This window comes from Nonomuraea sp. NPDC050786, assembly GCF_040654115.1.
Lineage (GTDB): Bacteria > Actinomycetota > Actinomycetes > Streptosporangiales > Streptosporangiaceae > Nonomuraea.
In genome coordinates this window covers 1-24,313 of record NZ_JBFAHJ010000006.1, presented here as the reverse complement: position 1 = coordinate 24,313, position 24,313 = coordinate 1, and the positions used below count along the sequence as shown (strand labels likewise).

Annotated in this window: 25 protein-coding genes; 12 read left to right on the top strand and 13 right to left on the bottom strand. The window is 71.2% G+C overall.

The window, feature by feature from the left end; genetic code table 11:
* Positions 1-3 precede the first annotated feature (3 nt).
* Complete coding sequence (locus AB0H84_RS14055) at positions 4-489, top strand: hypothetical protein (RefSeq protein ID WP_357603142.1); 486 nt, start codon at positions 4-6, stop codon at positions 487-489.
* 29 nt (positions 490-518) lie between these two features.
* Here AB0H84_RS14055 and AB0H84_RS14050 read toward each other — a convergent pair whose 3' ends face one another.
* The 3 genes from AB0H84_RS14050 to AB0H84_RS14040 are packed head-to-tail and all read right to left on the bottom strand — an operon-like array spanning position 519 to position 3,245.
* The gene (locus AB0H84_RS14050; protein WP_357603139.1) at positions 519-1,097 is read right to left on the bottom strand and encodes a GNAT family N-acetyltransferase; all 579 of its coding nucleotides are present in this window, start codon (positions 1,095-1,097) and stop codon (positions 519-521) included.
* 22 nt (positions 1,098-1,119) lie between these two features.
* Positions 1,120-2,592 carry an APC family permease gene (locus AB0H84_RS14045; protein ID WP_357603136.1) on the bottom strand — a complete coding sequence of 491 codons (1,473 nt, stop codon included), beginning with the start codon at positions 2,590-2,592 and terminating at the stop codon, positions 1,120-1,122.
* A 20-nt stretch (positions 2,593-2,612) separates the two neighbouring features.
* Positions 2,613-3,245: a GPP34 family phosphoprotein gene (locus AB0H84_RS14040; protein ID WP_357603133.1), complete on the bottom strand. Its 633-nt coding sequence runs from the start codon at positions 3,243-3,245 to the stop codon at positions 2,613-2,615.
* Positions 3,246-3,545: 300 nt separating this feature from the next.
* Here AB0H84_RS14040 and AB0H84_RS14035 point away from each other — a divergent pair, with 300 nt between their 5' ends.
* The 8 genes from AB0H84_RS14035 to AB0H84_RS14000 are packed head-to-tail and all read left to right on the top strand — an operon-like array spanning position 3,546 to position 12,487.
* Complete coding sequence (locus tag AB0H84_RS14035) at positions 3,546-5,762, top strand: glycoside hydrolase family 9 protein (RefSeq protein ID WP_357603131.1); 2,217 nt, start codon at positions 3,546-3,548, stop codon at positions 5,760-5,762.
* Between the two features lie 42 nt (positions 5,763-5,804).
* Positions 5,805-6,125, top strand: a complete 321-nt coding sequence (locus AB0H84_RS14030; RefSeq protein WP_357603128.1) for a PadR family transcriptional regulator — start codon at positions 5,805-5,807, stop codon at positions 6,123-6,125.
* On the top strand, positions 6,122-7,033 hold the full coding sequence (locus tag AB0H84_RS14025; protein WP_357603125.1) for a hypothetical protein: 912 nt from the start codon (positions 6,122-6,124) through the stop codon (positions 7,031-7,033). Before AB0H84_RS14030 ends, AB0H84_RS14025 begins: the two co-directional genes overlap by 4 nt.
* Before the next feature lie 34 nt (positions 7,034-7,067).
* The gene (locus AB0H84_RS14020) at positions 7,068-7,967 is read left to right on the top strand and encodes a hypothetical protein (protein WP_357603122.1); all 900 of its coding nucleotides are present in this window, start codon (positions 7,068-7,070) and stop codon (positions 7,965-7,967) included.
* 41 nt (positions 7,968-8,008) lie between these two features.
* Entirely contained in the window at positions 8,009-8,914 is a 906-nt protein-coding gene (locus AB0H84_RS14015; protein WP_357603119.1) for a hypothetical protein, read from the top strand.
* A complete protein-coding gene (locus AB0H84_RS14010; RefSeq protein WP_357603116.1) occupies positions 8,915-10,642 on the top strand; it encodes a peptidoglycan-binding protein in 1,728 nt (575 codons plus the stop codon).
* The gene (locus AB0H84_RS14005; RefSeq protein WP_357603113.1) at positions 10,635-11,309 is read left to right on the top strand and encodes an ABC transporter ATP-binding protein; all 675 of its coding nucleotides are present in this window, start codon (positions 10,635-10,637) and stop codon (positions 11,307-11,309) included. Before AB0H84_RS14010 ends, AB0H84_RS14005 begins: the two co-directional genes overlap by 8 nt.
* A complete protein-coding gene (locus AB0H84_RS14000; RefSeq protein WP_357603110.1) occupies positions 11,309-12,487 on the top strand; it encodes an ABC transporter permease in 1,179 nt (392 codons plus the stop codon). The genes AB0H84_RS14005 and AB0H84_RS14000 overlap by 1 nt, the downstream gene beginning before the upstream one ends.
* Before the next feature lie 6 nt (positions 12,488-12,493).
* Here AB0H84_RS14000 and AB0H84_RS13995 read toward each other — a convergent pair whose 3' ends face one another.
* The 6 genes from AB0H84_RS13995 to AB0H84_RS13970 are packed head-to-tail and all read right to left on the bottom strand — an operon-like array spanning position 12,494 to position 17,181.
* Positions 12,494-12,910, bottom strand: coding sequence for a hypothetical protein (locus tag AB0H84_RS13995; RefSeq protein ID WP_357603107.1), 417 nt, complete (start codon positions 12,908-12,910; stop codon positions 12,494-12,496).
* A 48-nt stretch (positions 12,911-12,958) separates the two neighbouring features.
* The gene (locus AB0H84_RS13990; protein ID WP_357603104.1) at positions 12,959-13,561 is read right to left on the bottom strand and encodes a hypothetical protein; all 603 of its coding nucleotides are present in this window, start codon (positions 13,559-13,561) and stop codon (positions 12,959-12,961) included.
* Entirely contained in the window at positions 13,552-14,952 is a 1,401-nt protein-coding gene (locus AB0H84_RS13985) for a hypothetical protein (protein ID WP_357603101.1), read from the bottom strand. The genes AB0H84_RS13990 and AB0H84_RS13985 overlap by 10 nt, the downstream gene beginning before the upstream one ends.
* Positions 14,949-15,800: an ATP-binding cassette domain-containing protein gene (locus AB0H84_RS13980; RefSeq protein ID WP_357603098.1), complete on the bottom strand. Its 852-nt coding sequence runs from the start codon at positions 15,798-15,800 to the stop codon at positions 14,949-14,951. Before AB0H84_RS13980 ends, AB0H84_RS13985 begins: the two co-directional genes overlap by 4 nt.
* The gene (locus tag AB0H84_RS13975; protein WP_357603095.1) at positions 15,791-16,615 is read right to left on the bottom strand and encodes a zf-HC2 domain-containing protein; all 825 of its coding nucleotides are present in this window, start codon (positions 16,613-16,615) and stop codon (positions 15,791-15,793) included. Before AB0H84_RS13975 ends, AB0H84_RS13980 begins: the two co-directional genes overlap by 10 nt.
* Positions 16,612-17,181, bottom strand: coding sequence for an RNA polymerase sigma factor (locus AB0H84_RS13970; RefSeq protein ID WP_357603092.1), 570 nt, complete (start codon positions 17,179-17,181; stop codon positions 16,612-16,614). The genes AB0H84_RS13975 and AB0H84_RS13970 overlap by 4 nt, the downstream gene beginning before the upstream one ends.
* A gap of 73 nt (positions 17,182-17,254) precedes the next feature.
* Here AB0H84_RS13970 and AB0H84_RS13965 point away from each other — a divergent pair, with 73 nt between their 5' ends.
* On the top strand, positions 17,255-18,220 hold the full coding sequence (locus AB0H84_RS13965; protein ID WP_357603089.1) for an ABC transporter substrate-binding protein: 966 nt from the start codon (positions 17,255-17,257) through the stop codon (positions 18,218-18,220).
* Positions 18,221-18,258: 38 nt separating this feature from the next.
* Here AB0H84_RS13965 and AB0H84_RS13960 read toward each other — a convergent pair whose 3' ends face one another.
* On the bottom strand, positions 18,259-19,335 hold the full coding sequence (locus tag AB0H84_RS13960) for a histidine kinase (RefSeq protein WP_357603086.1): 1,077 nt from the start codon (positions 19,333-19,335) through the stop codon (positions 18,259-18,261).
* A gap of 32 nt (positions 19,336-19,367) precedes the next feature.
* Positions 19,368-21,320, bottom strand: a complete 1,953-nt coding sequence (locus AB0H84_RS13955; protein ID WP_357603083.1) for a family 10 glycosylhydrolase — start codon at positions 21,318-21,320, stop codon at positions 19,368-19,370.
* Positions 21,321-21,493: 173 nt separating this feature from the next.
* Here AB0H84_RS13955 and AB0H84_RS13950 point away from each other — a divergent pair, with 173 nt between their 5' ends.
* Positions 21,494-23,008: an N-acetylmuramoyl-L-alanine amidase gene (locus tag AB0H84_RS13950; RefSeq protein ID WP_357603080.1), complete on the top strand. Its 1,515-nt coding sequence runs from the start codon at positions 21,494-21,496 to the stop codon at positions 23,006-23,008.
* A 118-nt stretch (positions 23,009-23,126) separates the two neighbouring features.
* Here AB0H84_RS13950 and AB0H84_RS13945 read toward each other — a convergent pair whose 3' ends face one another.
* Positions 23,127-23,783 carry a hypothetical protein gene (locus AB0H84_RS13945; RefSeq protein WP_357603078.1) on the bottom strand — a complete coding sequence of 219 codons (657 nt, stop codon included), beginning with the start codon at positions 23,781-23,783 and terminating at the stop codon, positions 23,127-23,129.
* A 57-nt stretch (positions 23,784-23,840) separates the two neighbouring features.
* Here AB0H84_RS13945 and AB0H84_RS13940 point away from each other — a divergent pair, with 57 nt between their 5' ends.
* Positions 23,841-24,107 (top strand): hypothetical protein, encoded by a 267-nt coding sequence (locus AB0H84_RS13940; RefSeq protein WP_357603075.1) that lies wholly within the window; start codon positions 23,841-23,843, stop codon positions 24,105-24,107.
* On the opposite strand, the gene AB0H84_RS13935 is transcribed toward AB0H84_RS13940, so the two are convergent.
* Positions 24,065-24,313 (bottom strand): hypothetical protein (locus AB0H84_RS13935; RefSeq protein ID WP_357603072.1); only part of this gene is annotated, 249 nt, incomplete at its 5' end. The genes AB0H84_RS13940 and AB0H84_RS13935 overlap by 43 nt on opposite strands.

Below are 24,313 nucleotides of genomic sequence, written 5' to 3'. Positions count from 1 at the left end.
AGCATGCGCTCTCACAAGCTGATCGCCGGGCTCGCGCTGGCCACCGGTCTCGCCGCGCCGGCGGCGCTGGCCGCGATCCCGGCGCAGGCCGCGCCCGGGTCGTGCCGCGTGGACCTGCACAAGATCGTGGCCAACAACGTGGCGGAGCGGGACGGGAAGGACGAGCTCCGCTTCAAGGTGGACGGGAACCTGTTCCCGAAGTTCGGCGACAAGTACCACGCCATGAAGAGCGGTGACACGGCGGACGGGGCCGACTTCGGCAACCCGACCACGCTCCTCGTCCTGGGCAGCGGGAACGAGAGCTTCAACCTGCGTGAGGTCACCCCGCCCATCGTGGGGGAGGGCGACAGCCTCGGCTCGGCGACGGCGCACGAGTCCACCTGCCAGGGTCTCTCCACCGGCCAGCACGCCGACGACGTGACCATCATCTCGGGCACTGACGAGACGCAGTACACCTACACGGTCACGCTCCGGCAGACCCGCGAGTAACCGCCACCGTGGAAGGGCCCGCGGCGGGGCTACCCGTCCGCGGGCCGCCACATCGGCCAGAACAGGGTCCCGTCCGGCAGCGCGAACGGCTCCCGCGCCTGGTAGCCGTGGCGCGCGTACAGGTCGCGGTTGCGCGGGTCGCTGGCCTCCAGGTACGCGGGCACCCCGCCCAGCCGGGCGTGGTGGTGCCGCAGCAGCGCCGAGCCGAGCCCCTGGTTCTGGTAGCTCGGGTGCACCGCCAGGAAGGCCAGGTAGTGGTACGGCTGCGCGGGATGGTTCGCCGCGAACAGCGCGTCGAGCACGCGGAAGCGCTCGGCCCAATGGCCCGTGGCCTCGACCAGCCGCCGGTCGTAGTCGGGCGGCTCGGGCAACGGCGCGGTGTGGGGGAACCAGACCGCGACCGCGGAGCCGTCGTCGACGAGATGGATCTCGCCGTGCTCCACGGCGTGATCGACGAGGATCCGGAAGTTCGCGGTCATCACCTGGTGACGTTCCCTGCGGACGGGAACGAGGTAGTGCGTCACCCTCAACCCCGAGAACGCGGTCGCGATGAGCTCCGCCACCTTCGCCGCGTCGTCGGCCGTCGCCCGCCGGATGACCGGTCGCATCGTCCAGGATTCTGCCATCGTGTCACGCCCCATCCCGGATCGCCGCCTTGGCGCCCATTCCCACCAGAGAGTAAACGGCGGGCTGTCCGGCGCGAAGTACCAGAGCCCACACCACCCCGATCACCGCCGCCACGCCGTACACCGTGGGCAGGATCCACGCCAGCGGATCCCCCTCGGGCACGCCCAGCAGCGCCCCGAAGTTCTCCACGGCCAGCCACACCATCACGGCCAGCGCCAGCGCGGCGGGCACGGGCGCGACGACCCGCCGCGAGAACGTCTCGCCGCTCGGCTCCCTGGCGAAGAAGACGATGATCGCGATGCTCGTCACGAAGACGAGCAGCAGCACGCCGAACCCGCCGAACGAGCCCCCGTAGAAGAAGAGCTGCACCAGCGGATCGAGCCCCAGCAGCGCGTAGGCCAGAATGACGACCAGCCCGAACCCGCTCTGGGCGATCGAGCCCGCCTTGGGGGCCCCGCTGCGCGCCCTGGTCCGGCCGAAGACCGACGGCAGCACCCGCTCCCGCCCGAGCGCGAAGAAGTAGCGGGCGGTGGTGTTGTGGAAGGAGATCATCGCCGCGAAGAGGCTGGTCACGAAGAGCACCCTGGCGACGTCCACCACGGTCTCGCCCAGGTGCGCGCCGGCGAGCTGGAAGATGGTGTCGGCCTGGTCCCGCCTGGCCGTGGCCACGATGTCCGCGGGTCCGGTGGCGACCGTCATCGCCCACGACGACAGCGCGTACACGACCGCGATGATCGCCACCGCCGAGTACGTGGCCAGCGGCACGGTACGGCGCGGCTCCCGGCTCTCCTCCGAGAACACCACGGACGACTCGAACCCGACGAACCCCAGCGTGGCGATCACCAGCAGCGCCCCCACGCCGGGCACGAACAGCGCGCTCGGCGACAGCGTCTCCGCCGAGAACCCGGAGGCCGCCGGGTGGGCCAGGTCCGCGACGTCGAACAGCAGGATGACCGCCACCTCGGCGGTCAGCAGCACGGCGAGGAGCCGCCCGTTGACGTCCACCCGCGTCATGCCCAGGGCCGCGACCAGGGCCCAGGCGACCAGCGAGATGATCCACCAGGGCGGCGTGACGCCCAGCCACCGCTCGATCAGCGGCGTGGCCGCCGTCCCGAACGCGCCGTACAGGCCGACCTGCAGGGCGTTGTACGCGATCAGCGCCACCCAGGCGGCCGCGATGCCCGCGGGCCGGCCCAGTCCGCGGCTGATGTAGGTGTAGAAGGCGCCGGCGTTGGCCATGTGCCGGGCCATCGCCACGTACCCGACCGCGAAGACCGCCAGCACCACCCCGACCACCAGGAACGCGATGGGCAGCCCGGTGATCCCGGTGACGGCGTACGCGGTGGTGACCACCCCGGCGACGACGGTGAGCGGTGCGGCGGCGGAGAGCACGAAGTAGACGACCGAGGGCGCGCCGAGCCGGTCGGCGGCGAGCGCGCCGGTGATCAGGTCGGGCCCGGTCTTCACGAGACGCATCGGGTTCCTTCCGGAGGGGGTCAGGTGCGATAGGTCAGTACGGCGTCGCCGACCGCGGCGCTCACCTGGCGGCTCAGGTCGCCCAGCGGCCGGGGGATCGCGTCCTGCAGCCGCGTGAGGTACTGGCGGGCCAGCCGCCGGTCGGCGGGGTCGTCGAGCACGGTGTCGGTCATGTCGCAGGCGTCCACCAGCGCGGCCAGCGCCATGTCCTGCGGCGACAGCGGCTCCCAGCGGACCAGCGCCAGCCGTAGCCGGGTGGCGGGCCACATGGCCTTGCTGAAGTCGGTGGAGAAAAAGCGGCATTGTTTGCGTTTGAGCAGTTTCGGGGTTTCGCGCTCCAGCAGCCCGGTCGCCACCAGCCGCCCGCTCACGTCGTCCACCGAACGCCGCGCGAGGTACGCCAGCCACGTACGCACGTCGGTATGGTGCGGCGAATTGCCGATATCGGCCAGCGCCTTGTCGGCCACGTTCTCCATGATCTGCCGGGGGTCGGCCACGGCGAGCCGCGTGCCCTGCACGGTGACCCTCTGGTGCAGCACCAGCTCGCCGATCAGGGCTCCGGCCAGGCCGAGCGCGATGCCCTGGACGTGCAGGCGGGGCTTGCCCGAACCGGTCGTGTCCCAGGAGACGAGAAAGAAATCATCGGCAAGCACCTTGAATCGGTCCGCTCACTATCGCCTTTAAAGGACAACCGTCAGGCGACCCGGGCGTGGCCACCAGCCGCAATTTCTACCAAGAACGGCATCGCCCGGGTAGGCCCATTTCCGACGAGTTCGGAAAATGACGCTATTACGGCAAAAACAGCCTTTTATCCACATTGCACCGTGCCAACTGAGAGCTGGCCGGAAATTTCACCATGATGGAACCGGAGCCGTTGACGGGACGGCGGCGGGACAGGAGGATCAGATCGCTCCACCTCTTGGGAGCGCTCCCACCCCTTCCGAAGGACCTCCATGACCCGAAGCCGGGCCGCCGTACTGGCCCTCCTCACCATGGTCGCCCTGTCCCCCGCCCCGGCAGCGCAGGCGGACGAGGGACCCGAACAGATCGTCAACGGCACCTTCGACACCGGCACCGCCCCCTGGTGGAGCACCGGCAACGTCACCATCGCGGTCGACGCCGGCCGCCTCTGCGCCGACATCCCCGGCGGCACCGCCAACCCCTGGGACGTGATCATCGGCCAGAACGACGTGCCGCTGGTGGCGGGCGACACGTACGCGTACCGGTTCAGCGCGTCGGCGAGCCCGGCCAAGGTCGGCAAGGCGCTGATCCAGCTCCCCGTGGACCCGTGGACGCAGTATCTGTCGGCCAATCCGGAGCTCAGCGTCTCCGGCAACGCCTACTCCTACACCTTCACCGCGCCCGTGTCGCTGCCCAACGCCCAGGTCGCCTTCCAGCTGGGCGGCAGCGCCGAGCCGTGGCGGTTCTGCCTGGACGACGTCTCGCTCAAGGGCGGCGCGGAGCCCGAGACGTACGAGCCGGACACCGGACCGCGCGTCCGCGTGAACATGGTCGGCTACCTCCCGCAGGGCCCCAAGAAGGCCACCGTGGTCACCACCGCCACCACGGCACTCGGCTGGGAGCTCAAGAACGCCGCAGGTCAGACGGTCGCCAGGGGCAGGACCACCCCCAGAGGCGTGGACGCCAGCTCCGGCCAGAACGTGCACACCCTCGACTTCGGCTCCTACCACAGGCCGGGCAGGGGCTACACGCTCACGGCGGACGGCGAGACGAGCCGGCCGTTCGACATCGCCGCCGACATCTACGACCAGCTCCCCGCGGACGCGCTGAAGTTCTACTACACCCAGCGCAGCGGCATCGAGATCCTCGACCGGCTCAGGCCGGGCTACGCCAGGCCCGCCGGGCACGTCGGCGTGGCGCCGAACCAGGGTGACGTGAACGTCCCGTGCCAGCCCGGCGTCTGCGACTACTCACTGAACGTCAAGGGCGGCTGGTACGACGCCGGCGACCACGGCAAGTACGTCGTCAACGGCGGCATCTCGGTCTACCAGCTCATGGCCGCGTACGAACGGGACAGGTCCGCCTTCAAGGACGGCCAGCTGAACATCCCGGAGAGCGGCAACGGCACGCCCGACATCCTGGACGAGGCCCGCTGGGAGCAGGAGTTCCTGCTGAGCATGCAGGTGCCGGAGGGCAAGCCGTACGCGGGGATGGCGCACCACAAGATCCACGACCAGAACTGGACGGGGCTGCCGCTGCTGCCGCACCTCGACCCGCAGCTCCGCGAGCTCCACCCCACCTCCACGGCCGCCACGCTCAACCTGGCCGCGACGGCGGCGCAGGCGGCCAGGCTGTTCGCCCGGTACGACCCGGCGTTCGCCGCCAGGAACCTCAAGGCGGCCCGCAGGGCGTGGGCGGCCGCCAGGGCCAACCCGGCCAGGTACGCCGACCCGAACGACGGCACCGGCGGCGGCGCCTACAACGACAACGACGTGAGTGACGAGTTCTACTGGGCGGCGGCGGAGCTGTACATCACGACCGGCGGGAAGGAGTACAAGGACTTCCTGCTGGCCTCCCCGCACCACACCGGTGACATCTGGCGCGACAGGGGCTTCGACTGGGGCAACACCGCCCAGCTCGGCCGCCTCGATCTGGCCACCGTGCCCAACGCCCTGCCCGACCGGGCGCGGGTGCGGCGCTCCGTGGTCGAGGGCGCGGAGAAGTACCTGGCGGTCCAGCGGGCACACCCGTACGGGCTGCCGTACAACCCGCCGGACTTCGACTGGGGCTCGAACAACCTGGTGCTGAACAACATGGTCGTCCTGGCCACGGCCTACGACCTGACCGGGCACGAGAAGTACCGGGCGGCCGTACGCGAGGGCATGGACTACCTCCTCGGCCGCAACGCGCTCAACCAGTCGTACGTGACCGGCTACGGCGAGGTGGCCTCGCACAACCAGCACAGCCGCTGGTACGCGCACCAGCTCGACCCCGCGCTGCCCAACCCGCCGCGCGGCACCCTGGCCGGCGGAGCCAACTCCGGCATCCAGGACCCGCTCGCGCAGCGGCTGCTCAAGGGCTGCAAGCCGCAGTTCTGCTACATCGACGACATCGAGTCGTGGGCGACGAACGAGCTGACCATCAACTGGAACTCCCCGCTGGCCTGGATCTCCGCCTTCCTGGCCGGCAAGGGCGGGCGATCCTCGTGAACCGCGTTGCGGACGCTTCGTTCAACGGAATACTGTCGGCGCATGCCCAGGGGAACCTCTGAAGTCAGCGAGCCGATGTACTTCGTGCTCACCGCCCTACGCGCGGGCCCGCTGCACGGTCATGCGATCAGCAAGTCGGTCAAGGAGCTGTCCGGGGGCCGGGTCACGCCCTCGGTCGGCACCCTCTACGGCATCCTGGAGCGCCTGAACGAGCGGGGCGTGATCACCGTGGACAGAGAGGAGACGGTCAACGGCCGCAACCGTCGCTACTTCCGGATCACCGACGAGGGCCAGACGCTGGTCGAGGCCGAGGCCAGGCGCATGCACGAGGCGGCCCAGCTCGTGCTGCGCCCCATCACATGACCGCCACCGCGCCCCAGCCCCCGACCGCCCTCGAACGTCGCTACCGCAGGCTGCTGCTCGCGTATCCGCGGAAGTACCGCGCGGCGCACGGTGACGAACTGCTAGACGTCCTGCTGGAGTCGGCCGACTCCGGCAGGACCCTCCCCGCGCTCAGGGAGGCGTGGGGCCTGCTGACGGGCGGCGTGCGCAGCCGCGTCGCCCACCAGGCGACCGGCAGCGCGTGGGTGGACGGCCTGCACCTGGGCGTCACGGCCGTGGCGGCGGCGAACCTCGCGGCGCTGCTCCCCTACACCGGCGCCATGCCCCTGTGGACGCTGCTGTCGGCGCTCTCGCTGCTGGCCGTCCTGCGCCGATGGGTGCTGGCGGCGTTCCCGCTCTCCCTCGTCACAGGCGTGAAGGCGGTCGCCGTCGCGGCCGGACGGCAGGCGTTCGACCTGACGCTGGTGCCGGTCGAGCCCTCCTTCCTCACCGACCGAGGTCTGTTCGCGGACAGCAGCCCCTTCGCCGTCACCGCAACCTACGCGGTGACGCTGATCGGGCTGCTGGTGCTCGCGTCGAGACGGCGGGAGGCGCTGCGAACCAGGTCGTGGTGGTGGCTGCCGGCCGCCGTGGCCATCTCGTGGGCGGGTCCCCGGTGGATGGAGGAGGACACGACGTTCCCGCTCAGCCTGAGCAGGCTGGCGGTGGAGGCGGCGGTGCTCGGGCTGGCCATTGCGTGCTGCTACCTGACGCGCGACCACCGCTGGGCGCTCGCGTCGGGCATCTACCTGCTGGTCACGTCCATCGAGCTGACCACGCACGCCGAGGCGCTGACCAGGCAGCACCTGGCCTACTGGGGCGTGCTGGCCGTCCTGACCCTCGGGGCCGCCTCCGCGCCCTTCAGGAGGCGGCGGCACTGTCTGGATTGACCATGCTTCGTTAAACGGAGTATGGTCTCCCGCCATGACGAGAAAGACGCTGCCTACTGCGCTGCTCGCCCTCGCCGTCCTCTGCGGCTGCGGGGGCGCCGCAGAGACCACCGCCCCGCCCTCTCCCAGCCCGGCGGCGGCGGCCAAGGACAAGAAGCACCAACTCGAAGCCGCCAAGGCCGACTGCATGAAGCAGAAGGGCTTCAAGTACGTCGCGTGGGTGAAGCCGGAGATCCCGACGGGCGAAGAGGACCGCCTCCGGGATGCGGGCGACTACCAAGCCATGCGGAAATATCGCGAAAAATACGGCTTCGGGATCTTCGCCGAGTACGTCTACCCCCAGGAGATGGACACCCCGCAGGCCCAGGCCGAACGCGGCGCCGCGGACCCGAACGCGAAGATCCAGGAGGCGCTCTCCGACACTCAGCTGGGCGCCTATTACAAAGCCAAGGACGCCTGCATGGCCACGGCGGGCAAGCAGGTCCTCGGCGTGACCCTGAAATCGAATATCGACTACTACAACCAGATAGCGATGGCCAGGAAGCGGGCGACCTCCAGCACGCTCGACACCGACCCCAAGCTGATGGAGCTCTCCACCGCCATGGCCACCTGCCTGAAGGGCAAGGGCTACACCGTCGGTGACACCACACCGACGGCCATGGCCAAGCGCGGCGAGACCGCTTTCTCCGAGCAGCAGGACAAGTTGGGCCGGGAGCAGGACGACACCGTGCCCGACGTCCCGTCCCCGGGGAAGAAGGGCCAGCGCCAGGAGATCCACATGCCGAGGCTCACCGCTGAGCAGGCCAAGCCGTACCTCGCCAAGGAGATCAAGGCCGCGCTCGACGACCTGGAATGCGGCAAGGACTTCTACCCGGCCTACACCCCGCGGAAGTCGGCGATCGACGCGCAGATCCGGGCGCAGTTCGCCTACTGACATCGCCGGCCTGCCCCTATGGACTAAGGACGATCTTCACCATGCTCACCAGATTCCCCGTGACCGCCGCCGCCCTGCTGGCTCTGGCCGTGCTCTCCGGCTGCGGTGGCGCCACCGAGAGCGCCGCCTCGCCCTCGGCGAGCGCGACGGCGGCCAAGGACAAGAAGTACCAGTTCCAGGCGGCCAAGGCCGACTGCATGAAGCAGAAGGGCTTCAAGTACGTCCCGTACGTGTATCCGGAGCCGAAGGGCACCGACGAGGGACGCCTCCGGGCAGCGGGCGATCACCAGGCGATGCGGAAATATCGCGAAAAATACGGCTTCGGGGTCTTCGCCCTGTACGTCTACCCCAAAGAGCTGGGCAACCCGCAGGTCAAGCCCGACAAACCCGAAGCAGTCGACCCCAACTGGAAGATCCAGTCCTCGCTCTCCAAGGCACAGAACCAGGCGTACCGGAAAGCGATGGAGGCCTGCGAGATCGCGACGGCCAACCAGCTCTTCGGCCTGAATCTGAAGCAGGGCACCGACTACTACCGCCAGGCGGGCGTGGCCTCGAACCGGGCCGTCAGGACCACGGTCAACAGCGACCCCAAGCTCGTGGAGCTGGCCGCCGCCATGGCCACCTGCCTCAAGGGCAAGGGCTACGCGATCGCGGACACCACGCCGATGGCCATGGCGGAGCGCGGTGAGGCAGAGTTCCGCGCCCAGGAGGACAAGCTGGGCAGGGCGCAGATGAAGGATGTGCCCGACGTCGCGCCTCCGCGGAAGGAGGACGAGATCCCGATGATCTACGCACCGACGCTCACCCCCGAGGACGCCAAGCCGTACCTGGCGAAAGAGATCAAGGCGGCACTCGACGACGTGGACTGCGGCAAGGACTTCTACCCCGCCTACCTCCCGAAGGAGTCGGAGATCAGGGCGCGGGTCAACGATCAGTACGGCATGTGAATGAAACCACGCAATCTCCTCGCCGGCGTCGTCGCCGGTGTCGTGCTCGTCGCCGGGGCGGGATGGGCGGTCAGCACCCGGTTACGCTCCCCCGCCGACGAGGCGGCCCGCCGGGCCGCGCCGAGAGCGTCGCTGATCACCGCCGCCGTCGAGCGCCGCAAGCTGGTCAGCACCGTCGTGGTCAGCGGCACGCTGGAGTACGGCTCGCCGCTGCCGATCAGCCTGGCCGGGGTGGTCGGCGGCACCTCCGAGCTGCAGCGCGCCACCCGGGCGCCGCGCCGGGGCAGGCTCAAGGAGGGCGCGGTGCTGATGGAGGTCAACGGCCGCCCGGTGTTCGCGCTGCGCGGGTCCGTGCCGATGCACCGGACGATCGCCCCCGGCACCAAGGGGGACGACGTCCGGCAGCTCCAGCGGGCACTGCGCCGGCTGGGGTACGGCGCCCCCGCCACGGGCGTGTTCGACCGGGCCACGATCTCGGCGGTCACCCGGATGTACGCGAAGAAGGGGTACGAGGCCCAGCAGCCCACGCTGCTCGACCGGCAGCAGTACGACACGTTGCGCAAGGCCGTACAGACCGCCCAGGAGACCCTGGCGAGCGAGCAGCAGGCCCTCGACCAGGGACGTGACGTCCTGCCGCTCAAGATCAAGCTGACCAACGCCAAGGTGGACCTGAAGTCGGCCGAGCGGGCGCTGAAGGAGGCGCAGTCGCAGGAGACGACGCCCGAGGACGAGACCAGGCTGGCGGCGGCGGACGCGGCCGTGCGCGCGGCGGAGGAGAAGCTCGCGCAGGCGGAGCAGGAGCTCGCCGCGGCCAGGAACCCGCCGACCCCGCCGGCCTCGGGGGCCACTCCCGGAGCCACTGCCGCGCCGCAGCCCACCGCCTCCACTGACACGAGCCTGCTGGAGATGCGGGTCGAGAACGCGAGAGCTGACCTGGCGGCGGCGCACGAGGCGCGCGACCGGGCCCTGGAGGAGGCGCGGCAGGCCAGGGAGAAGCGGCTCGAGGAGCTGCGCAAGGCCGTGCGCACGGCGAAGGAGGCCGAAGCCACGGCCGAGCAGGCGCTGCGCCAGGCCAGGCAGCTCTCCCCCACCAGGCTCAAGGTGGCCGGCGCCAGGAAGGACGTGGCCGCGGCCAGGTCGATGCTGGCCGAGTTCGCGCGTACGTACGGGACCTCCATCCCGCCCGGCGAGGTGGTGTTCCTGCCGAAGCTGCCGGCACGGGTGGAGAAGGTCTCCGTGAAGCCGGGGCAGCAGGTCCAGAACGAGGTCGCCACGGTGACCGGCTCGACGTTCTCGGTGACCGGGTCGGTCGAGGCGACGGAGGCCGACCTGCTGCGCACGGGCATGGAGGCGAGCATCGAGCTCGACAGCGGCAAGACGTACAAGGCGACGCTCACCGCCGTCGGCGACCAGGCCAAGGTGCCCGGCGCCGAGGAGCCGGCGAACGGGGCGCAGCCGGTCCTGCTCACGCCCACCACGACGAAGGGGCTCAAGGCGGGCACCGCGGTGACAGCGCGCGTGACCGTGGGGGCGACCGAGAGGCCGGTGCTGGTCGTGCCCGTGGCCGCCGTGATCACGGCCGCGGACGGGAAGGCGCGGGTGCAGGTCGAGTACGCCACCGACAAGACCAGGGAGGTCGAGGTGCGTACGGGCCTGACCGCCGACGGGAACGTCGAGGTCAACGGCGCGCTCAAGGAGGGCGACAGGGTGGTGGTCAGCGGTGCCTGAACCGGTGATCTCGCTGGTGGACGTGGGCAGGGAGTTCCCCACGCAACCGCCGGTCCGAGCGCTCGACGGCGTCACGCTCCGGGTGGACAAGGGCGACTACCTGGCCATCGTGGGCCCGTCGGGCTCCGGCAAGTCCACCCTCCTCAACGTGCTCGGCCTGCTCGACCGGCCCACCTCGGGCAGCTACCGGCTCGACGGGACGGAGACCACGACCCTGCGCGACGGGGCCAGGACCCGGCTGCGCGGCGACCGGATCGGCTTCGTCTTCCAGGCCTTCCACCTGCTCTCCCACCGCAGCGTGGTGGAGAACGTCATGCTCGCCGAGATCTACCGGAAGCAGCGGCGTGGGGGCAGGCGGGAGCGGGCCCTGGCGGCGCTGGAGCGAGTCGGCCTCGGCCACCGGACGGGCTTCCTCCCCGACCGGCTGTCCGGCGGCGAGCGCCAGCGTACGGCCATCGCCAGGGCCCTCATGGGCGAGCCGTCGCTGCTGCTCTGCGACGAGCCCACCGGCAATCTCGACAGCCGCAACACGGAGGCGGTGCTGGACCTGTTCGACGAGCTGCGGGGGCAGGGGCTGACGATCGTGGTCATCACCCACGAGCAGGAGGTCAGCGAGCGGGCCGGCCGGCGCGTGCGGATCACCGACGGCCTGCTGGTGGAGATGTGATGCACATTCGCGACCTGATCGGCGAATCCGTCGCCGGCATGCTCGCCAGGCCGGTGCGCTCGGCGCTCACCACGCTCGGGACCGTGCTCGGCATCACCACGCTGGTCATCACGCTCGGCGTGGCCGCCACCGCGGGCAACCAGATCGTCGGCCGCTTCGACGAACTGGTGGCCACGGCCATCACGGTCGAGGTGCCGGAGTCGCCGGCCGCGCCGCTCGTCGAGTGGGACGCGATCGACCGGCTGACCAGGCTGCGCGGCGTCGAGTCCGCCGCCGCGGTGGCCGACTCCAAGGACGGCGAGAACGTGTCCGTGCGCGCCAACGACATCGTGGACCCGACGCGGGTCACCACGCAGACGTTGAGCGTGCTCGCGGCGACGACGGGGCTTCCTGAGGCGGCGCGCGGCAGGATGGTGCAGGGCAGGTTCTACGACGTCGGCCACATCCGGCGGCGCGACCGGGTGGCGGTGATCGGCGACCAGGCGGCCAGGATGCTCGGCGTCACCCGGCTCGACCGGGCACCGGCGATCTTCATCGGCAAGCACGCGTACACGGTCATCGGGATCCTGGGCGACCTGCGCCGCGAGCGCAACCTGAGCACCGCCGTGCTCGTGCCGCCCACCGTGGGCCGGCAGTTCGGGCTGCGGGACGTCACCCGGGTGCTGGTCAACACGAGCCTGGGCGCCGCCGGGCTGATCGCCCGGCAGGCGCCGACCGCCCTCAGCCCGGGGAACGGCGACATGCTGCAGGTGGTCGCCCCGCCCAGCCCGACCAGGGCACGGGACCAGGCGCAGGACGACGTCAACGCGCTCTTCCTGATCCTCGGACTGGTCTCGCTCGTGGTCGGGGCGGTCGGCATCGCGAACGTCACGCTCGTCACGGTGATGGAGCGCGTCCCGGAGATCGGCCTGCGCCGCTCGCTCGGCGCCGCCCGGCGGCACATCGCGGCGCAGTTCCTGCTGGAGTCGACGCTGATCGGCCTCACGGGCGGCGTGATCGGCGCCGCCCTGGGCATCGTCACGGTCGTCGGGGTCTCGGCCGCCAAGCAGTGGACGCCCCTCCTGGACCTGCGACTGGCGGTCGCGGCCCCGGTCGCGGGCGCCGTCGTCGGCCTGCTGGCCGGCCTCTACCCGGCGCTGCGGGCGGCCCGGATGGAGCCCGTGGACGCGCTCAGGTAGGGCCGCTCAGTCCGGCGCCCAGTACTTCTGCATGATCTTCTCCAGCTCCCGCACGACCGGCTGCCAGCTGGGCGGCAGCGTGTAGCGGGTGGCGCGCTGCTTCTTATACCCAAGCGTGTACTTGAGGAAGTCCGCCCCCTGCGGCTGGGGCTCGGAGCTGCCGATCTTCAGGCTCTTCAGGTACGTCTGGAGCGTGCGCTTCTCCTTGCCGGTGAGGCACTTGTCGACGGTCGGCCCGGTACGGCGGCTCAGCCGGACGCAGAAGGTGTCGTACACGATCACGCGGTCGTGGAACCCGGCGAACCCCCCTTCCTTGCTGAAGTCGACCAGCACCTTCTTCCGCGCGGCCGCCTGCGCGGGCGTCATGGACGCGGTCAGCGCCAGCAGGAGCACCGGCAGGAGCAGGATTCGCCATATCTTCACATCTCCATTGACGTACAAGAGGGCCGGACGGCTCAAGCGCGACACTCCTCAGCGCACATCACGGTGGGCAGCGGCGAGCACCAGGAGCGGGAGCGGCAGCGCCGCCAGCCACCATGCGTGGACCGCGTCCCACTCGGCTGTATCGGGCACCGGCCAGGCATCGGCCATCTGCGTCGCCCCGTAAAGGACGAACAGGACGGCGGCTCCGGCCAGCCCGGCCGGCCTGGCGTGGTTCCGCCGCACGGCGGGCGCCGCCCCGGCCAGGCCGGCGAGCACGCAGAGCGCCGCCTCCACCGCCGCGCCGGACAGGGACGGGCTGCCGGGCGGCACCCGCAGGGCGACGACCGTGTACGTGGCCGCCCAGGCGACGGCGACAGCCGCGCCCGCCATGAGGGTCCGGGCCCACTGCCGGACCCAGCGGGGCACCGGCACGGCCCCGGTGCTCGCCTCCATCCCGTCCACCAGGGCGAACGCGGCGGCCGCCCCGAGCAGCACCCCGGCCATCCTGAGCAGCAGCAGCCCGTGGCCGGGCTCGAGGTCCGCACCCGGGCTCACCACGACGGCCAGCAGCAGGGCGAGCGCGGCGGCGACCACGACGGGGAGCCAGTCGATCGCGCGGGCGAGCGGGCGCAGCAGGGCGATCACGGGCACGGCTCCTCCTTCACGGGGAACTCCTCGCGCAGGCCCAGCAGCGGCAGGGCCTGCTTGATCGTGGTGCCGGGGGCGGTGAGGGTGTCCCAATGGGCTCGTACGCGCTCGACCGCGTCCGGTCGCTCCAGCAGGCGGCGGGCGTACCCGACCTCGGCGTCCCCGTACTGTGCGCCGTGGAGCTGGCCGGGCACGACGAGCGAGCCGTCGGCCCCCATCGGCACCTCCTTCATGCTCACGGGGAGATCCGGACCATGAGGTCTCCAGGCCTGCGGCGGCGGGGCGTCGAGCAGCGGACCGGCCCGCCCGACCAGCCAGAGCGCCACCATCGCCTGGGCCCGGCCGGTGCCGCACCCGGTGAGGCCCGTGACCGCGCCGGCCACCTGACCGACCAGCAATGCCTGGTGCAGGGTGGGATCGGTGGACCAGACGGTCCAGGTGACCGGCTCATCCGTTTCCAGCATGGCGCCAGGGCTGGCCACCCGCTGGCGGACGACCGGGATCCGGGCGCGGGCGCGTTCCGGCACGGCGGACAGGACAGGGTGCAGCGCCCTGCCCCAGACCGGGATCCATGCCACGTACTCCGGATACACGCAGTAGGAGACGCCCTCATAGGCGCGGCACACCTGTGCGGGCAGCTTGGTTCCGCTCCTGGCCGAGGCGGTGGCCGCCATCCCCGCAGGCACCGCCACGGCCAGTGCGGTCAGCAGCACCACGGCCCGGACCGGGCGCAGTCCGTGCCTGAGCAGCGCCCCTGCGGCCAGGACGACCCCGAGCGCCACGAGATAGGCCAGGTGCTCCCTGGACGGTCTGGGTCCCCACCCCAGGCTGTGCTCCAGCACCAGCGGCAGGAACCCGCCCGCGTACTCGCCCCGCGGGTTCACGGCCACGGCGAAGGCCAGCAAGCAGATCAGCAGCGGCGGTACCACCAGCCACGGCGTCCAGCGGGCCAGCGCCGCGCCGAGGCCGGCGGCGAGCGCCGCCAGGGCCACCCCGCCCAGCGCCTCGTAGACGTCGATCCGCCCGGCCACCGGACCCGTCACCCACACGTACCCCAGGTGCGCGGCGATCATCACGGCCGCGATGAGCGCGCCCACGACGGGGGCCGCCAGCACCACGGCCCTCGTCCGGGTCACCGCCCGCCCGGGCAGCGCGCCCAGCGTCTCCGGCAGGCCGTGGCGGCGGTCGCGCCCGGCGGCCAGGTTGGCGGAGATCAGGACGGCGGCCCCCACGATCGTCGAGGCCGTGACGGAGCCGATCGTCACCATCGTCATGTCGGGCAGCCAGGCGCTGCTCCCGGCGACCGCCATGGCCAGCGCCAGCGCCGCCGCGCCCCACAGGACGGGGCTGCGCAGCAGCCGCCGCGCCTCGAAGAGCACCAGCGAGCCGGTCACGCGGTCACCTCCACGGGCTCGTCGAGCAGCAGCAGGTAGCCGTCCTCGACGCCCGGCTCGGCGGGCACGCCGCCCGGCGGCCGGTCGCCGAGCGCGCGGTAGCGGCCGTCGGCCGTCCGCCAGAACAGCCGCGCCGCGTCCGGCGCCCGGTCCGACAGCCAGACCTGCCCGCGCGCGGCCCCGGCCAGCTCTCCCGGCGTGCCCTCGAACACGCTCCTGCCGCCCTTCATCACCACGACCCGCTCGCACAGGGCCGCGACGTCCTCGGTCTGATGGGTGGAGAGCAGGACGGTACGGTTCTCGCCGAGCCTGGAGATGAGCGCCCTGAACCGCATCCGCTGCTCCGGGTCGAGGCCGACCGTCGGCTCGTCGAGTATGAGCAGGTCAGGGTCGCCGAGCAGCGACTGCGCCAGGGCCAGCCGCTGGCGCATGCCCCCCGACAGCTTGCGTACCTTCGTCCGCGCCCGGTCGGCCAGGTCCACCTCCGCCAGCACCCTGCGTACCTCGCGGTGCCGGTCGCGCCTGTCGGTCAGCTCTTTCAGGATCGCCACGTACTCCACCAGCTCGAACACCGTGAAATGCGGGTAGAAGCCGGGGTTCTGCGGCAGGTAGCCGAGGCGGCGGCGCAGCTCCGTGCGCTGCGCGCGGTCGGCGGGATCCAGCCCGAGCGCGCGCACCTGCCCGCCGTCCGGCGCCAGGGTGGTCGCCAGCGTACGGAGCAGCGTGGTCTTGCCCGCGCCGTTACGGCCGAGCAGCCCTGTCACGCCTGTGCCGAAGTCCAGGTCGAGCGAGTCGAGCACGAGTCTGCGGCCGAAACTCTTGGTCAGGCCGCGAACGATCAGTTCCATACGGGTTCTCCGGGGTCGAAGCGGGCGCGCCGCAGGTAGACGAGGGGAATCAGGATCAGCGCGGCGAGGGCGTACCCGATCTGGGCCTCGAGCGAGAACGCCAGCTGCTCGCCGCCCACCACCGCGCAGACCCACCCGGCCCCGAACACCGACGCGGAGATCGGCGGCGACACCCACGTCGAGAGCGCGAGCATGGCGACGGTCAGGGCCAGCGCGGGCAGCAGCCACGCGGCGGCGAGCCCGGGCGGCCCCGGCAGCAGCGGCGCGGCCAGCCCCGTCAGCACGACGGCCGTGGTCAGCACCGCGACCGCGCGCAGCAGCAGCGACCGGACACCCGCCATGGGCGTGGCGGCCTGCAGCTCGTAGACGGGATCGACGTGCCGCCCGTAGGCCAGCGCCACGCCGGCCAGCGGCAGCACGGGCGCGACCGCCAGGAAGGGCAGCATCGCGTACGGCTCCAGGCCCGGGTGGCGCGCGGCCAGCTGCCCGGCGCCCACCGCGAACGCCAGCGTCGATGCGATGGCCACCAGCCATCCCCTGGCCAGCGCGGGTGTGGCCGCGAGGAACACCGCCACGTGCTCGGGCACCCCGGCTCTCCGCAGCAGCCGCGCGAGCGGCCGCGGCCGCGGCCGGTCGACCACGTCCTCGATCCCGGCCCAGCTCGTGTCGAGCCACTCCACGCTGTACGGCACCGCCGCCCGGCAGCGCGCGCATCCGGCGAGATGGCTCTCGACGGACATGACCTGGGCGGGTTCGAGATGGCCGGTGACGTAGTGCTCCATGAGCTCGGCCGGGAGGTGCCATTGACCGTTCATGCGAGAAACCCCCTGAGCTGTGCCTTGGCCCGCATGACGCGGGTCTTGACGGTCCCCACGGGCACGCCGAGCAGCTCGGCGGCCTCTCTGGTGGTGAGCCCGTCGAGTACGGTGGCCTGGATCGCGGCGCGCAGCTCGGGCGACAGCCTGGCCAGCGCCTCGCCCAGGCGGCCGTGCTCCACCCCGACCAGGACCGTGTCCTCGGCCGACTCGGTGATCAGACGGGCATCGGGCTGCGGAACGGCCGGGGCCGCCGGGCGGCGCAGTGCGGAGATCAGGCGGCGGATCGCGATGGTCCAGATCCAGGCGGCCGCCTCGCCCTCGGAGGCGCGGAAGCGGCGGGCGTCCCGCCAGACGGACACGAACGTGTCCTGGAGGGCGTCGTCCACCAGGTCGGGGTCGGCGCAGCGGCGCGCCAGCCGGGCCCGCAACCAGGGGGCGTGCCGCTGGTGCAGCAGCCGCAGCGCCTCCACGCGCCCGGCGGCCACCCCTGCCAGCAGCTCGGCGTCGTCGCTGTCCGGGCCGATGGGAGGCGGCTCTCGGCGCCGTGCCGGGAAGAGGTGCATGTCCCCTCTATCGCATCGCGAGACGGGATCGGTTCAGCTGAGTGGCCCTCGGTGTCTCGGGCAGGAGGGAGACGTGGCACTACGGATCGGGGCGCCCGTGTCGCTGTCCGGCAGGCACGCCCGTTTCGGCGAGCAGGTCGCGCTCGGGCTCGCGACCTGGCGCGCGCTCGACGCGTCCGTGGAGCTGGTCGTCGAGGACGACGGCAGCGAACCCGGGACCCTGGACGTCGTGCTCCCCCGGCTGGCGAGGCAGTGCGACCTCCTGCTGGGGCCGTACTCGACGCAGCTCATGCGGCGGGCGGCCCGCCTCGGCGCCGCGCTGGACCACCTGGTCTGGAACCACGGCGGCGCCGGGGACGACGTCCAGGCGGCGCACCCAGGACATGTCGTCTCGGTGCTGACCCCGGCGAGCCGGTACGCCGAGCCGTTCATCCGCCACCTCGTGGAGACCGGCGATCGCAGTCCGCTCCGGATCGTCTACGGCAAGGGCGGCTTCGCCCGGCAGGTGGCCGACGGCGCCGCGCGGGCCGCGAACGAGCAGGGCATCCCGGTGGTGCGCGGCGGCCCGGTGGAGGACTCCTGGAATCTCCTGTGCGCCGGCTCCTTCGACGAGGACGTGGCGGCCGTCGAGCGGGCCGGCCGCTCGCGGGTGATCTGCGCCGTGGCCGCGGGGGTTCGGGAGTTCGGGGCGGCCGTGGGCGATCCTCGGGGGGTTTACGGGGTGGCGCAGTGGTTCCCCGGTCTCGGGAGCGAGCCGGTCGTGGGGATCTCCGAGCGGGACTTCCTCGACGCGTATCAGGAAAGGGCCGGGAGGCCGCCGGACTATCCCGCCGTCCAGGCGGTCGCCGCTGCGATCATCGCGACCCGCTGCGCCGAACTGGCGGGCGGCGTCCGGCGCGCGGAGCTGTGGCCGGCCGCCGCGGGCCTGCGGACGGTCACCTTGTTCGGCGATTTCGCGATCGACCCGCGCACCGGCGCGCAGATCGGGCACAGGACGGTGCTCATCCGGTGGGAGAGCGGCGGGCCCGTCGCGGTCTGAGTCAGGAGGTGGGCAGGACGGGCCCGTCGCGGTCTGAGTCAGGAGGTGGGCAGGACGGCCTCGACGCGGAAGCCGCCGTCGTCGTCCTCGCCGGCCTCCAGGGTGCCGCCGGCCAGCTCCACCCGCTGCCGCACGTCCAGCAGCCCCAGGCCGGGGCCGCCGGCCGCGATCCAGGCGGCCGGCCGGCCGGGGGTGTTGCGGACGGTGATCCGTACCGATCCCGGCAGGTAACGGACCAGCACCCGCACCTCCGCACCGGGCGCGTGCTTGCGGACGTTGGCCAGGGCCTCCTGGACCAGCAGGTACGCGGTACGCCCCACACAGCCGGCCACGGGCACCGGCGTCCCGTCCACCGCCAGCTCCACCGGCACGCCCGCCCGCGCCGCTTCCGTGACCAGCGGCCGCAGGTCCGGCAGGGGCAGCCCCAGGTCGAACCCCTCCCCGGTGCCGCGCCGGAGCAGCACCACCATGTGACGCAGCTCCTCCAGCGCCTCGCCCCCGGTTGCGCGTAACTCCTCGGCGACCGCCCTGGCACGCTCGTCGCCCGCCGTCATGGCCAGGACTCCGGCCTGCATCACCATCCGGTTGACCCGGTGGGTGACCACGTCGTGCATCTCGCCCGCCAGCCGCTCTCGCTCCACCCGCTCGGCCCGCTCGGCCAGTTCGCGGCGCAGGCGTTCGCTGGCGGCCACGTACATGCCGTAGAGGGCGGCCAGCGCGATCGCCGTCTCGGTGCGGAAGATCAGGGGGAGCCGGTCGGGGAGGGCCAGGACGGCGAGGGCCAGGACGATCACCGGCAGCCACCGCTGGACGGCGCGCCGGCGCCCCGCCGCGTACGCCATCGCGCCGTACGCGGCGAACACGCACGTGGGCGGCCAGATCGGCGCACCGGCAGGCGGCAGCACGCCCGCGACCACCGCCGGCACGAGGAGGGCGATCGCCGTGCCCACACTGATCCAGGCGACGGTGAGCGGCGCCCTGCGCGTCCACAGCACCGGCACCGCCGCCGCCAGCAGGACCACGAGGACCGGACCGGTGTAGCCGGTCGCCAGCGTCAAGCCTCCTGCGACGAGGACCGCGACCGCGTCGATGGGCCGCGGACGGACACCGTCCACCGGCTCATCGTACGATCTTCGTTCCCGGACGGCTATGTCTTGGTGATGCGTACGGCGTCGGCGATCACGTAGCCCGCCGTGGAGGTCCAGCGGCTCACCCCGACCACGTTGTACGTCCCCGCCGCCAGCGTGTACGTCCCCAGCACCCGCCACTGCCCGCCGCCGCTCCGCTGGTCCACGGTGACTGTCTGGTTGCCGCCGGAGGCCGCGACGATGTACGGGGTCGCGCTGTTGTACCCGGAGTTGGCCGGATACCACACCTCCACCCGATAGCTCCCGGCGCTCGGAATGGTCGCCTGGTACCAGGCGGGATCGCTGGCCGAGACCGGATTGGCGAAGCGGTAGTCGGTGCCGTGCAGCTGCGACGAGTAGGTGGAGGTGCCCCAGTTGGCACTGGCGGTGAAGCCCGCGTCGGAGTTGTCGATCACCACGCTGAAGGCGGAGCCTCCTCCTCCCACCGCCTTGCCGGCGCTGGGCGAGCTCTCCTGGTGGGTCCGGGCGAGCGCTGTCACGTAGTACGTGTAGGACCCGGACGCGGCGGTCGTGTCCGTGAAGGAGGTCTGCCGGGTCGTGGCGATCAGGTTCCGGGCGTCGGCGAAGAAGCACGGGTCCGCCGTGGACTGCGCGCCGCTCACCCGGTAGACCGCGTACGACGTGCCCGAGCCCGTCCACGCGAGCTGGACGCCGTTCGAGCCCTGGACGGCCGAGGTGAGCGCGGGCGCGGACGGCGCGGCCGACGAACCGCGGGCCGGTAACAGCGCGGGCCGCGTGTAGTGGGTGTTCACCAGCTTGGTGATCGCCCCGATCCGGTCGGCCTTGACGTCCTTGGCGCTGAAGAAGATGTCACCGACCACCTCGGGATGCCGCCGGTTGTCGGTCAGGTGGTCGCTCAGCTCCGCCGGGTCCTGCCAGGCCGCGTCCTGTCCGGAGGCCCCGGCGCGGTAGGCGGCCTGGCCGACCACGAGCTGCACGCCGGTCCCCCGGACCACGTCGGACCACCAGGCGGTGAGCACCTCGTACGCGGCCGCGGAGTACCCGATGTTCCAGTAGATCTGCGGCGACAGGTAGTCCACCCAGCCCTGCTTCACCCACTGCCTGCTGTCGGCGTAGATCGCGTCGTACGACTGCAGCCCCGAGGTGCGCGAGCCGAGCGGGTCCGTCGCGGCGTTGCGCCAGATGCCGAACGGGCTGATGCCGAACGACACGTGCGGCTTGGCCGCGTGGATGCGCTGGTCGAGCTCGCGCACGAGCAGGTTGACGTTGTTGCGCCGCCAGTCGCCGACGTTGCCGAACGAGCCGCCGTACTGGGCGTACGCGGCAGAGTCGGGGATGGTCTGGCCGCTCACCGGATAGGGGTAGAAGTAGTCGTCGAGGTGCACGCCGTCCACGTCGTACTTGGAGACGGCGTCCATGATCGCGTCCTCGATGAAGTCCCGCACCTCGGGGATGCCGGGGTTGTAGTAGAGCTTCCCGCCGTACGCGAAGCGCCAGTCGGGGTGCTGCCGGGCCGGATGCGTGGACACGAGCTTGCTCGGGTCGTCGTTGTTGGCGATCCGGTACGGGTTGAACCAGGCGTGGAACTCCAGGTTGCGGGCGTGGGCCTCGTTGACCATGAAGGCCAGCGGGTCGTACCCCGGGTTCCCGCCCTGGGTGCCGGTCAGCCACTGCGACCACGGCTCGTACGGTGAGGGCCAGAACGCGTCGGCCGTGGGCCTGACCTGCACCACGACCGCGTTCATGCGTTTCTGCACGGCCAGGTCCAGCCAGGCGCGGAACTCCGCCTGCTGCGCCGACGCGCTCAGCCCCGTGCGGCTGGGCCAGTCGATGTTCGCGACCGATGAGATCCACATGGCCCTGAGCTGCCGCTTCGGGGTGGCGGGATCGGTGGCGCAGGCCATGGCGGCGGCCGGGGAGTAGGTGGGGGCGACGATGCTGACGAGTGCGGCGGTGAGGGCCGCCAGGACGGTACGCACAAGCGCGGTCACGAAGAGAAGTTTCAGCGCGATCAACGAAAAGCGCAATAGTTTTCTCCCCCGAGATCCACCGGCGTCCCGGACGAGGGCGAAAAGTTTCACCTAACTCCCCAGTAATGTCAATTATCGACATATGTCAGGAGATGTCTTACGGTGCAGCCGTCCCCCCTTTACGAGGAGCCCCCATGACCCTCGCCCGCACGGGATTAGCCGCACTAGCCACCTCGACCCTCGCCGGCCTCCTCATCGCCGCAGGCCAGCCCGCCCTGGCGGTGGCCAAGGACACCCCGCTCCAAGCCGCGTTCGCCAAGGCGGCGGCCGCCCAGGACGTGCCCCGCGACCTGCTCGTCTCGCTCGCCTACGCCGAGACCCACCTCGACGGGCACCAGGGCCGGCCCAGTGCCAGCAACGGCTACGGCGTCATGCACCTGGCCAGCAACCCGACCAACCACTCGCTCGAGAAGGCCGCCGAACTCACCAAGCTCCCGGTCGACAAGCTGAAGGCCGACGACGAGGCGAACATCCTCGGCGGCGCGGCCGTGCTGCGCGCCCAGGCCGACGCGCTGGGCCTCGACGAGACGGCCAGGAAGGACGTCGGCCGCTGGTACCAGGCCGTGGCCAAGTACGGCAACGCCTCCTCCCCCGAGACCGCCCGGCTCTACGCCGACGCCGTGTACGAGCAGCTCGGCCTCGGCATCGACACCCGCGGCGTGCGGGTCAAGCCGCAGGAGGTCACCGCCGACCGCGGCGACCTCGCCAAGGCCCCCCAGCTGAACGCGCAGGCAGCAGTGGCCAGCGCCGACTACCCGCCGGCGTCCTGGGTGGCCGCCAGCTCCAGCAACTACACCGCCTCCAGCCGGCCGTCGAGCTACGCCATCGACCGGGTGATCATCCACGTCACCCAGGGCTCGTACGCGGGCACCATCTCCTGGTTCCAGAACTCCAGCGCGAAGGTCTCCGCCCACTACGTGGTCAGGTCCTCCGACGGCGCCGTCACCCAGATGGTGCGGGAGAAGGACATCGCCTGGCACGCCGGCAACTGGACCTACAACACCAGGTCCATCGGCATCGAGCACGAGGGCTACGTCAGCCAGGCCTCGTGGTTCACCGACGCGATGTACCGGGCCTCTGCGGCCCTGACCAGGGCCATCTGCGACAAGTACGGCATCCCGAAGGACCGCACCCACATCATCGGGCACGTCGAGGTGCCCGGTTCCGACCACACCGACCCTGGCCAGTACTGGAACTGGACCACGTACATGAACTACGTGACCGGTGGCAGCACCCCGTCGTGGTCCACGACCATCGACAACAGCACCTCCGGCCAGTTCACCGCCAGCGCCAACTGGGGCACCTCCACCTACTCCACCCAGCGCTACGGCGCCGACTACCGCTTCGCCGACCCCCTCGCCACCAGCGACCCGGCGTGGTACTCGGCCACCATCCCCAGCGCGGGCACGTACCGGGTCGAGGTCTGGTATCCGGACGACCCCGGATACAACAGCTCGGCGCCGTACATCGTGGCGGCGTCGGGCGGCAACCAGACCGTCTACGTCGACCAGCGCTCCGGCGGAGGCGCCTGGAAGAGCCTGGGCACCTTCTCGCTCAACGCCGGCACCTACAACGCCGTCGGCGTGAGCCGCTGGACCTCGGGCACGGGCCTCGTGATCGCCGACGCGGTCCGCATCAGCCGGGTCTGACCATCACCTCCTACGGCCCGCGTCCTCTCCGCAGCGGGGGCGCGGGCCGTACCCTCACCCACCACGCCGAGTTCATCGCCCACATCGACCGGCCAGACCGCGCACCTGACGCAGTGGATCAGCCCGTGACGGGATATCCGATCTCAGCGATGTCCCCCGCCAGGCTGGCCAAGGACACATCCGGGTTCAGCGAGGAGACGACGCTCTGAGTGAGCGGCCGCAGCGCATAGATATGACGGACGGCTTCGAGGTCCATCTCGACCTCGAAATACTCCTGCGCGAACCGCTGGTAGCCCTCTGGACTCCCGTCGAGCAGAACCTCGAACAGCCATTCCGCACTGGCGCACTCCTCTCCGTCCGGGAGGATCTGCACGACCACAGAGCTCCACGCGGCATCCTCATGCTCACGCCAGAAGCACACTGTCGCCCGCAGCGCCCCGTCATCGCAGAACGCGGGTTCCTCCAACTGCGCACGGAATGCTTCCGGCACCCGATGGATCAGGTCGGGCCGGATAGCCGGAGGGTCCCACTGATAGCACTCATGATCGAAGCCACGGGCGAACGCACCTGCGAGAGAGAAGACGATCGAGTACTCGTTGCCGCACCCGTCGCGCATCGAGGCCATCTCTTCCTTGGGCGCCCATTGGGAATCGAAGGAGAAGAAGCGGGACTCCCACTCCGGGCTCATGATGGCGTCCAGCATGGCCATCGCCCGGGAGCGGTCCTGAACGATCGAGATCTCTGGCAACCGACGGATCACTTCATCAACTGACATGGCCCCATCCAAATTCAGTCCACTGACAGTTTCTGCGGGTTCCCGACGAACCACGAGATGACCCAGGAAAGTCGCAGGCGACAAGGGGCTTACGGCGAATCGGTCAGCGTCGAGCACGGCTGCGGCCAGTACGCCGGTCGCCACAACCCGGCACAGCCGAACAACGATCAGCAGAAGCTGGTCGATGTCCTTTCGGCGCTCACCGCTTATCAGGATCGGCTGTCACCCGATACCTACGCCGAGTTCGGCCGTGATCTCGCCGCGGTGGGGCATCCGTACCGTCAGCGTGCCGGTGGGGTGATGTCCGAGAGGCAGCCGGTCTGATCACCGGATCGGACCGTTCGGCGTTCCCAGGCCAGGGCCACGACCACACCGATGGCATAGGCGGCCAGGTCCCATGGGTCGGGGAACGCACCGACCAGGACACCGCCGATCCCCGGCGGGGTCATGCCGACTATTTGGTAGAACTCGACGGCGGCGGCGATCGCGGCCGTGGCCAGGGTGCGGCGTGCGGCGGTGGTGCGCCACAG

What these genes read in the sequence shown, in the direction of transcription:
- AB0H84_RS14055 (WP_357603142.1), top strand. Translation starts at nt 4, where the DNA reads ATGCGCTCTCACAAGCTGATCGCCGGGCTCGCGCTGGCCACCGGTCTC.
- AB0H84_RS14025 (WP_357603125.1), top strand. Translation starts at nt 6,122, where the DNA reads ATGACCGCCACCGCGCCCCAGCCCCCGACCGCCCTCGAACGTCGCTAC.
- AB0H84_RS14015 (WP_357603119.1), top strand. Translation starts at nt 8,009, where the DNA reads ATGCTCACCAGATTCCCCGTGACCGCCGCCGCCCTGCTGGCTCTGGCC.
- AB0H84_RS14010 (WP_357603116.1), top strand. Translation starts at nt 8,915, where the DNA reads ATGAAACCACGCAATCTCCTCGCCGGCGTCGTCGCCGGTGTCGTGCTC.
- AB0H84_RS13975 (WP_357603095.1), bottom strand. Translation starts at nt 16,615, where the DNA reads ATGAACGGTCAATGGCACCTCCCGGCCGAGCTCATGGAGCACTACGTC.
- AB0H84_RS13940 (WP_357603075.1), top strand. Translation starts at nt 23,841, where the DNA reads ATGACCCAGGAAAGTCGCAGGCGACAAGGGGCTTACGGCGAATCGGTC.
- AB0H84_RS14030 (WP_357603128.1), top strand. Translation starts at nt 5,805, where the DNA reads ATGCCCAGGGGAACCTCTGAAGTCAGCGAGCCGATGTACTTCGTGCTC.
- AB0H84_RS14045 (WP_357603136.1), bottom strand. Translation starts at nt 2,592, where the DNA reads ATGCGTCTCGTGAAGACCGGGCCCGACCTGATCACCGGCGCGCTCGCC.
- AB0H84_RS13950 (WP_357603080.1), top strand. Translation starts at nt 21,494, where the DNA reads ATGACCCTCGCCCGCACGGGATTAGCCGCACTAGCCACCTCGACCCTC.
- AB0H84_RS14020 (WP_357603122.1), top strand. Translation starts at nt 7,068, where the DNA reads ATGACGAGAAAGACGCTGCCTACTGCGCTGCTCGCCCTCGCCGTCCTC.
- AB0H84_RS14050 (WP_357603139.1), bottom strand. Translation starts at nt 1,097, where the DNA reads ATGCGACCGGTCATCCGGCGGGCGACGGCCGACGACGCGGCGAAGGTG.
- AB0H84_RS13980 (WP_357603098.1), bottom strand. Translation starts at nt 15,800, where the DNA reads ATGGAACTGATCGTTCGCGGCCTGACCAAGAGTTTCGGCCGCAGACTC.
- AB0H84_RS13945 (WP_357603078.1), bottom strand. Translation starts at nt 23,783, where the DNA reads ATGTCAGTTGATGAAGTGATCCGTCGGTTGCCAGAGATCTCGATCGTT.
- AB0H84_RS14035 (WP_357603131.1), top strand. Translation starts at nt 3,546, where the DNA reads ATGACCCGAAGCCGGGCCGCCGTACTGGCCCTCCTCACCATGGTCGCC.
- AB0H84_RS14000 (WP_357603110.1), top strand. Translation starts at nt 11,309, where the DNA reads ATGCACATTCGCGACCTGATCGGCGAATCCGTCGCCGGCATGCTCGCC.
- AB0H84_RS13970 (WP_357603092.1), bottom strand. Translation starts at nt 17,181, where the DNA reads ATGCACCTCTTCCCGGCACGGCGCCGAGAGCCGCCTCCCATCGGCCCG.